At 59.7% G+C, this 8,155-nt stretch carries 4 protein-coding genes; all 4 read right to left on the bottom strand.

The window, feature by feature from the left end; genetic code table 11:
* Window positions 1–2,602: beta strand repeat-containing protein (locus KBY88_RS15645; protein WP_254940874.1), on the bottom strand; the 2,602-nt coding region annotated here is incomplete at its 3' end.
* Window positions 2,603–2,849: 247 nt separating this feature from the next.
* Window positions 2,850–4,301: an HlyD family type I secretion periplasmic adaptor subunit gene (locus tag KBY88_RS15640; RefSeq protein ID WP_254940873.1), complete on the bottom strand. Its 1,452-nt coding sequence runs from the start codon at window positions 4,299–4,301 to the stop codon at window positions 2,850–2,852.
* A 33-nt stretch (window positions 4,302–4,334) separates the two neighbouring features.
* Complete coding sequence (locus KBY88_RS15635; RefSeq protein WP_254940872.1) at window positions 4,335–6,458, bottom strand: ATP-binding cassette domain-containing protein; 2,124 nt, start codon at window positions 6,456–6,458, stop codon at window positions 4,335–4,337.
* Entirely contained in the window at window positions 6,455–8,125 is a 1,671-nt protein-coding gene (locus KBY88_RS15630; RefSeq protein WP_254940871.1) for an ABC transporter transmembrane domain-containing protein, read from the bottom strand. The genes KBY88_RS15635 and KBY88_RS15630 overlap by 4 nt, the downstream gene beginning before the upstream one ends.
* Window positions 8,126–8,155 lie beyond the last annotated feature (30 nt).

Here is an 8,155-nt window from a genome sequence, read left to right as displayed (position 1 = left end):
TCGGTTGATCAGCCCCAAACACGTCGTTGCTCAGCACATTGCCACTGGCCACCGTTGTGGCCGCATCTTCTGTCAGTGAGAAGGGACCATCATTCGCCGCCGTCGGCACATCATCAACAATGGTGATCACGAGATCATCAGAAGCCGTGGTGCCGCCAACCCCGTTCACCGTGATCCCGATCACATCATCAAACGAGCTACCGCTCGCTCCCGCTTGCGAGTCGTTATCGATCGTCCCACTCAGCGTGTAGCTATAAGAAATGGAGCCGCCAAACGCCGTGCCGCTGTAGCCATTCAGCGTGAGGAGGCCCTCTCCCGTGTTGATGCTCTGGCTGCCATCAAAGGACTCGAGCTGCGCCAGGGTGTACGACACACCACCAATCACCACGCTCAAAATGCCATCAGTGGCAGAGATCGAGAAGCTATTGCTGGTGGTTTCGCTGCTCGCCGCCGCATCCGATCCCGTGGGGAGTCCGGCTTCATAGACCGTGCCATCCGCTCCTTCAATCGCCGGCGTCTCGACGGTGGCGCCATCTTTGGCACCGTTGATCGTCACCGTCAGCGTGGCGGAGGTGGGATCTCCATCAGCGTCCGAGAAGCTGTAGGTGTAGATCGCCGACTTGCTCTCGCCAGCACCCAGCGCCTGCGTCGCCGCCAGGGAGTTATCCAGGCTGAAACTCCAGCTGCCATTGCTGTTCTGCACCAACGTCCCGTAGTCGCTGAGATCATCGCCGGTGAAACCACCCCAGGTGACCGAGGTGATCGGTTGATCAGCCCCAAACACGTCGTTGCTCAGCACATTGCCACTGGCCACCGTTGTGGCCGCATCTTCTGTCAGTGAGAAGGGACCATCATTCGCCGCCGTCGGCACATCATCAACAATGGTGATGGTGAGCGTGGCGGGAGCAGATGAGATGGTGCCATCGGATGTGCTCAAAGTGAACACATCGATTTCGTTGACGGAGGGAACGTCCGTCGTAGATCCTGTGAGCAAGTAGGAGTACGTCGCAACACCGGTGCTGCTGTTGTAGCCGGTTATGGTGAGAATGCCGTGATCGCCAGAGATGACGTTGTTGGAACCTAGATTGGCTATGAGGATGGTGACACCCTCAATCGTGACGGACTTGATGTCATCAAGCCCATCTGGATCGGAGATAGTGAAAGTCCCCTCTGCCAAAGTGTCTGTGGGGCCGACCTGGGAGCCGCTGGGCAGACCGGCCTCATAAACCACATCGTTGTCACCATCGGGATTGCCCGAATCGACAATGATCCCGGGCCGATCATTCGTACCGTTGATTGTGACGGTGAGCGTGGCAATACTGGTGTCACCATCAGCATCCTTCATCGTGTAGTTGAAGGTCTCGGTGAGGCTCTGACCATCATCAAGGGCATTAACAACGCTATCCTGTGGATTCAGATTATAGGTAAATTTTCCATTTCCATTGTCAACGAGCGTACCGTGAAGACCTTGCAGCGAGCTGTCCCAACTAACGAAGGACCCAGGCCCGTCAGCTCCGCTCTTGTCGTTGGACAGAACATTTCCGGATGTAGAGAGGGTGGTAGCTTCTTTGACACTGGCCGAATCCGCCACAGCCACCGGCTTGGCATCGATGATCAGGATTCCGCCAGTTGCCGTGGCCGACAAACCAGCTTGGTCAGTGACGGTTACGTCAAAAGGAATGGCGCCAGAGACGTCATTGACATTGGGATTGTCAAGCGGATTAGCATTATTGACAGTGCTTGTAAGGGTGAAAGTAAACCCGATCTGGCCTGTGATCGGGTTAAAACTGGTAAGAGTGAGGATACCTTCAGGGGTGATGTCACCGTCATTGGCTTCCAGCGGAATCCTGAAGAAGGGATTGCTGGGATCGAGGGAAATCTGCTCGAGTTGACCAAGGGTAAAGATCTTGCCTGCAATTACAACTGTTGCGATATCACTAATACCATCAGGATCATTGACTGTGATCACACCACTGGTCGTCCTGAGGCCGGCAAAAGCACCTCCTTCGAGCCCCAGTTCAGCGACCGATCCAGGGGGCAGAGTCAGTTCCGGGTTGCCGCGGAGATCTTCATCGCTCGAGGGAGGCTCCTCCGGGATGGCTGGCGAGATGGTGACAGTGGGCGGCTGATCAACAGGCGAAGGAGCTTCTGCAACCGAGGTTGGGGGTGTCTCCTGGGGGGGGGTGAGCTGATCAGGGGTCTGCGCTCCAGGTTGATTAACACCACCGACGACGCCCAAATCCAGGGGCAAGCTGCTGAGGGGTGTGGCTCCTAAGCCCGGCAGCGGGGTTCCACCACCACCGCCTTGTATATCAGGGCCGCCGGGGCCACCTGGCTCAGGAAGGTTGGTGCCAGGTGCCGCATTGACTTCCCCAATTGGCCCAAGGTTGAACTGATCTGGGTTGGGGCCAATGCCTGTGTCAGGCACACCGCTGGCCCCTTCAGGGTTGGGGGAAGTACCGCCTGGGGTGAACGGAGCGCCACTACCGGCCTGTTGCGTGTTCTTGCGCAGCTCGTCGTCGGTGGCTTCCAGCCCGACATTGGTGGCGTCGACCTGGCTCTCGTCGGCACTGGGGCCGGCAACGAAGGGAGTGGAGGTCATCTCTTGATTCAGCGAAGGGTCGACGCCAGAAGTTGGAAAGGAGCTCAGCACACCTTTCCGATCTGTTTTCAACCTAGGCGCGGCTGCGTAAGCCTTGCTCCCGATTAACTGAGAGTGTGCTTAGAACGCTGCAGCCGCAGCCACGAAAAAAGCCAAACCCCTTTCGTTGCAGGGGGTTTGGCTGAATTGAGAGTTGCCTGAGAGTCACCCCAATGGCGCCCTTCGACTCTCGCCTTACGGCCCCCCCTTAACGGGCCTCTGTGAAGGCCGAATTCATGGTGCGGGCAATCGGCTGGAAGAGATAGCGCAACACGCTGCGACGGGGGCCCTGAATGTCAGCCACCACAGTCATACCGGGGAGAATTGGATAGAGCTTGTTCTGGGGATCCACAAATTGACGTTCCAGGGCAATCTTCACCCGGTAGTAATACTGCCGGTCGTCGGGGTTCTGGAAGGTGGTGGGTGAGATGCTCGACACAACCCCAGGCACGAAGCCATAGATCGTGGAGTCGTAGGGCTGCAGCTTGATCTCGGCTTTCTGGCCCAACTTCACAAAGCCAATGTCAGAAGGCCGTACCCTTGCCTCGACGATTCGCTTGGTGCCTTCCGGTACGACCGTTGCCACTAAGGCACCGGGGGCGACCACGGCGGAGGCGTTCATGAATTTGACATCCTGCACAACCCCATTGGCAGGGGACAGGATGCTGGTGCGCTCGAGTTGGTTCTTGACGCGCTTGATGTCTTCACTCACCACCGCCTCTTCGTTCACCAGCTCAGCAATCTTGGAGTCGTCCTCCAAGCGCTGGCCTGAGTTCAGGCTGCGCAGTTTGGCCTGGGCCTCACTGAGCAGCTTGTAGGACACGGCCCGGTTGCCCCGCAGTTCCGCCAGCTGTGTGTTGGAGGCTGCCAGTTCCCGCTGGGCATTCACCACCTGCAAGCGGGAAACAGCACCTATGTTATCGAGCTTTTCATACATAGAGACCCCCTGGCGCAACAGGCTCTGCTCCTTCAAGAACTTCGATTCCTGGTCGTTGAAGCGGGCGATTTCGGCTTTCTTCTGGGCAATCTGGGCCTGGATCGTGTCCACCTGATCACGGGTGTTCTGGGTGCGACTGCGCAGCAGGTCCTCTTGGGCATCCTGGACCCTGGTGCCAAGGCTGCCCAGTTCCTTGCTGGAGTCAGGGAGCTTGCCGGTGCCGCTGAGCGCCGCCCGCAATTGGGCCTGTTGAAGGATCAGGGCCTGCAGTTTCTGCTGCATGGCCAGGTACTGGCTGCCCAGCAGGTTGGGGCGCAACTGCAGCAGCAACTGCCCCTTTTGCACCTGGTCACCTTCCTTGACCGCCACCCGTTCGACGATGCCCCCCTCCAGGTGCTGCACTGTGAACACATTTCCTTCGGGAATCACTTCACCCGAAGCGTTCACCACCTCGTTGATCGGGGTGAGCGCTGCCCAGGGGATGAAGATCAGGAAAGCCGCACCAATGCCGTAAAGCGTGAGCTTGAGGTATCGGTTGTCGGGCTTTTCCTCCAACTCCAGGGCCTGGCTGAGCCTGTTGCGGCCCACCAGACCAAGGGTGTCCACCTGCTCAAGGCCGGGAAGCTTGCTGATCAGGCCACTGCCGGGGGGAAGGGCGAGGTCGTTGGCGGGGCTGGGGGTGATGGCGGAAGGAGCGCCGGGGGGATTGGAGGAGTTGGTCATGGGATCAGGAGTTGGCGGGGCAGTAGAGGGTGATCAGGCAGCAGATTTCTGCATCTGTTGGCGGAGTTCTTCTGCGGTCCCCTGGAAGACGGTGACGCCCTTGTCGAGGATCACCAACCGATCAGCAAGCTCCAGGAGAAGCTTGTTGTCAGTGGCGAGAATCACACTGCGCTCCTGGCCGCTGAACGAACAACGACGCAGTTTGGGGAGGGCATCCACCACTGTCTGGAACTGGGCAGGGGCCAGACCCTGACTGATGTCATCGATCAGCAGAATCGGTGAATCCTTGATGAGTGCCTGGGCAAGGGCGATCAGTTTGCGTACCCCCAAAGGGATCTGGTAGGTGACATCGCTGGTGAGCGGGGTGAACAAGCCATCCGGCAAGGACTCCAGAGCCTCGAGAATGCCGAGGTCAGTGCAGACCCGGCGCACCCCATCAACGGTGGCATCGGAATTCATCGCCGTGAGGTTCGACCACACAGTGCCTGGTAGCAGTTCGACGTTGGTCATCACGTAAGCGATGTTGCGCTGAAGACCATCGGTGGTGAATTGTCGGTAGTCGTTGCCATCAAACAGCAGTGTGCCGCTGGCCATCGGATAGAGCTGATCGATCACCTTCAGCACGGTGCTCTTCCCTGAGGCGGCATGGCCGGTCACCGCCAAGATCTGGCCGGGGCTCACCGAAAGCGAAACGCGGCTGAGAGCCAGCTGAGCGTCGTTACCCAGCCGGGAGGCGACAGAATCGAGCAAGAGGTTGCCGCGAAGCCGGGGAACGCTGCCTTCGCTGGAGGCCTTGCTGGAACCCCGCAACTTTAAGAACGATTCAAGCTGGTTGTATTGATTGAGCATGGTGCTGTAGCGGAGCACGGCATTCATCAATTGCTGGAAGGGGGTGAAGATCCTCCAAACAAAGAACATCGCCGCGATCAGACTCCCCATCGCCGCTGGGTCCTTGAGCTCCCCGGAGGTGATCAACCAAGCACCCACCGCCAGGGTCAGCACACCGGCCAGCTGGGAGGTGGTGCTGATCAGCACCTGCAGGCGACTCACCTGCTTGTTGAGTTCAAGGCCACTCTTGCTGCTCTCCGCCGAGAGGCCCCGCAGCCGTTGGAGCCAGACCCAGCCGATATTGGCGGTCTTGACTTCCAGAAAGCGGGAGACGAGCTCCTGTTGGGCCAGGCCGATCCCAGCTCCGGTGGTGAGGCTGAGCTCGGAGGCCCCGGCGTAGTAGCGGGCGAGAAAGAACACCAGAAGGCCGCTGATCACCATCAGGGCAATCGGTACCATGACAAGCCAGCCTCCAATCAAGGCCACAGCGGCGAGATATACAACGATGAAGGGGAAATCCAGCAGGGCGGAGGCCAGGGGCCCCTGCAGATAACCCAGCAGACTGTCGAGGTTGCGCAGGCGATAATAAAGCCCGTTGCGGCCGATCTGTTCAATCTGGCGGTAATCCAGCGAGAAAAGCTTCTCGACGATTCCGACTCCCATCAGGCTTTCGACGCGGCCCGCCAGCAGCGCCAGCTGACCGGAACGCCACTGGCGGAGGATCCAGTCGAGGCCAAACAGAACCACCACCCCCAGGAAAATCCAGAGAGTGGAAACGATGCTGTTGCTGGGAATTGAAACAGCATAGATCGCCCGGATGTAGAAGGGCAGGGCCAGCGCCAGAAGGCTGAGGCCGAAGCTGATCGCGTAAAGAACACCGATGCGGTTGGTGAAGCGGTAGAGAATCTGCTTGAGCAGGCTGGTGCGATCGAGGTTCGCCTTCTCTTGCAGCAGCACCAACTGTCCCTCGGGGGGCAGGGTGGTGGGATCGGTGCGACCGGTGACGTTGCCGGCGATCACTACGCCGCGGCTGTCCCGGGAAATCACATAGGGGACGCCCTCCGGGCTGAGGTAGAAGGCGGGTAGGAGATGGGGGTTCAGCTGGCTCCAGGCCTGGAGCACCTCCAGGCGGCTGCCGTAGCCAAGGCGCAGCAGCACGTTGCGAACATCCACCAGATCCATCTGGCGTGGGTCCTCTCCGATCAGCTCAAAGAGCTCCTCGGGCCTGCCGGTCCAGAGCAACTGCTGCAGCAACAGCCGCAGACAGAAAGCCATGGGCGCCTCGGCGCTGAGGGTGAGGTCGCGCAGCAGGACGTTGCGGCTGGTCATCGGGCCACCTCCATGGACAGAGCGGGAAGATCAATGACCTGGTCGGTGAGGGCCTTGAGGGCATTTCCCGCCCCGCAGATCAACACCGTGGTGCGGCCGTGGGTGCGCTTCAGCAAGCGGGAGAAACCATCGATGAACTCCTTGCCATAGGAACACTCGCTCAGATCCACCAGCAGCAGCCTGGGCTCAAGGGCCACGCCGCGAATCAACTGGAACTGCTGCAAGGTGTCGCGGGAGAGGCCCGTCGAGGCGGTGCTGCCCAAGGGGGTGGTGTAGCCGTCGGAGAGGCTTCTGACTTTGTCGTCGGTTCCCACAAGCACCGACCAGAACAGGGCTTTGCGGTTGTAGCGGTTGGGCTGGAAGGAGGTGATGTTCTGCAACAGGGTGCCGTCGAAGAACTTCTGGGCGGGATCGACGTAAATCACCTCCCGCCGCAGGCGCTCACGGTTGTAGTCGGTAATTCCCAGGCCGTTGACACTGAGATCAAGACCACTTTCGATTTGGAGGAGCGAGAGAAACAGGTGGCGGGCGTCAGCGCCGGTGTTGTTGTCTCGCACGATCACCGCCTCTCCAGCAGGAATCGGTGGAAGCGCCTGGCCATTGATGCTGAGGTAGAGGGTTTCCCCCGCAGCGAGATCGGCTTCCCCGCCCGCTGGTTCCCCAGGCAGGGCCATCAGGGTGTCGAGCTCATCGCGGGCATGAATCATCCGCCGGTAGCTGCTCCAAAGGCCCAGGGCCTGCTGCCACGGCTGCAGGATCTTTCCGGCCAGCAGCAGGCAGGCGGCCAGGGCCCCCACCAGCAGGTTTCCGGTGATCACCAGGAAGGCGCCCCACGTGACGATGGCAGCCATGGTGGCCTGGTTCATCAGACTGCTGAACGCCTGGTACTGGCCGGTGGCGTTGTTGTTTTGCAGGCGTTGCCAGGCCAACCGCTCCTGGCGCTCCTCGTTGCCGATCAGAAAGAACCGCCCCAGCCCGTTGGACTTGATCAGATCAATGGAGGACATCAACTGGGATTGGTAGTTGACCCGTTCCAGCTCAAGCTGATCCTTCTGACGGGAGATTGATTCGAAGTCGCGGGCGAATTGGAGCGAGCGCAGCAGGTAGATGAGGATCGCCAGCACCGCGATCAGGCCAACGCTGCCTCCGATCAGGAACAGCACCAACACGAAAAACAGTGAAAAAGCAAGGTCGATGGCGGTGGTGAAGGCCTGAATGGCACTCTCATCCCGCAGCAGGTTGATGCTGTTGAGCCGTTCGGCGTGGGTGGAGGGGGATTCCTTGAGGTAGTCGCTCAGCCGCAGTTGGGTGAAGTGGGTGAGGGCCTCCAGGCGGCGCTGGTGCTCCACCCGAGCGCCATCGAAGCCTGTGAGGGCCGTGCGCACCGTGCGCAACCAGCCCGAGAGGGACAGCAGCAGCACAACGCCGATGGTGAGGATGGTGAGGCTGGAGAAGGCTTTAGTGGGCAGGATCGTCGTGTAGACGAGGTTGATGTAGATCGGTGAGGCCAGCTCCAGCAAGTTGATCAAGATCGAGCTGACCACGATCGGCCCGACTTGGTATTGGCTCCAGTCGGTGTCCTTGAGCGACTGGAAGAACTGGTGGTCCCTCAGTTCAACCAGCAGATCGAGCTGACGGTCGATGAAGCCCCTCAGCCCCGACCACATGGATCTCAGATGGGACCCAGCCCCTGGCAG

The sequence above is a fragment of the Cyanobium sp. Morenito 9A2 genome (assembly GCF_024345575.1).
Classification (GTDB): domain Bacteria; phylum Cyanobacteriota; class Cyanobacteriia; order PCC-6307; family Cyanobiaceae; genus ATX-6F1.
The sequence above is the reverse complement of the archived record's forward strand: the minus strand, read 5'-3'. Positions and strand labels throughout refer to the sequence as shown.

Excerpts from the sequence above, each read along its gene's own strand:
- KBY88_RS15640 (WP_254940873.1), bottom strand. The coding sequence starts at position 4,301 with ATGACCAACTCCTCCAATCCCCCCGGCGCTCCTTCCGCCATCACCCCC.
- KBY88_RS15635 (WP_254940872.1), bottom strand. The coding sequence starts at position 6,458 with ATGACCAGCCGCAACGTCCTGCTGCGCGACCTCACCCTCAGCGCCGAG.
- KBY88_RS15630 (WP_254940871.1), bottom strand. The coding sequence starts at position 8,125 with ATGTGGTCGGGGCTGAGGGGCTTCATCGACCGTCAGCTCGATCTGCTG.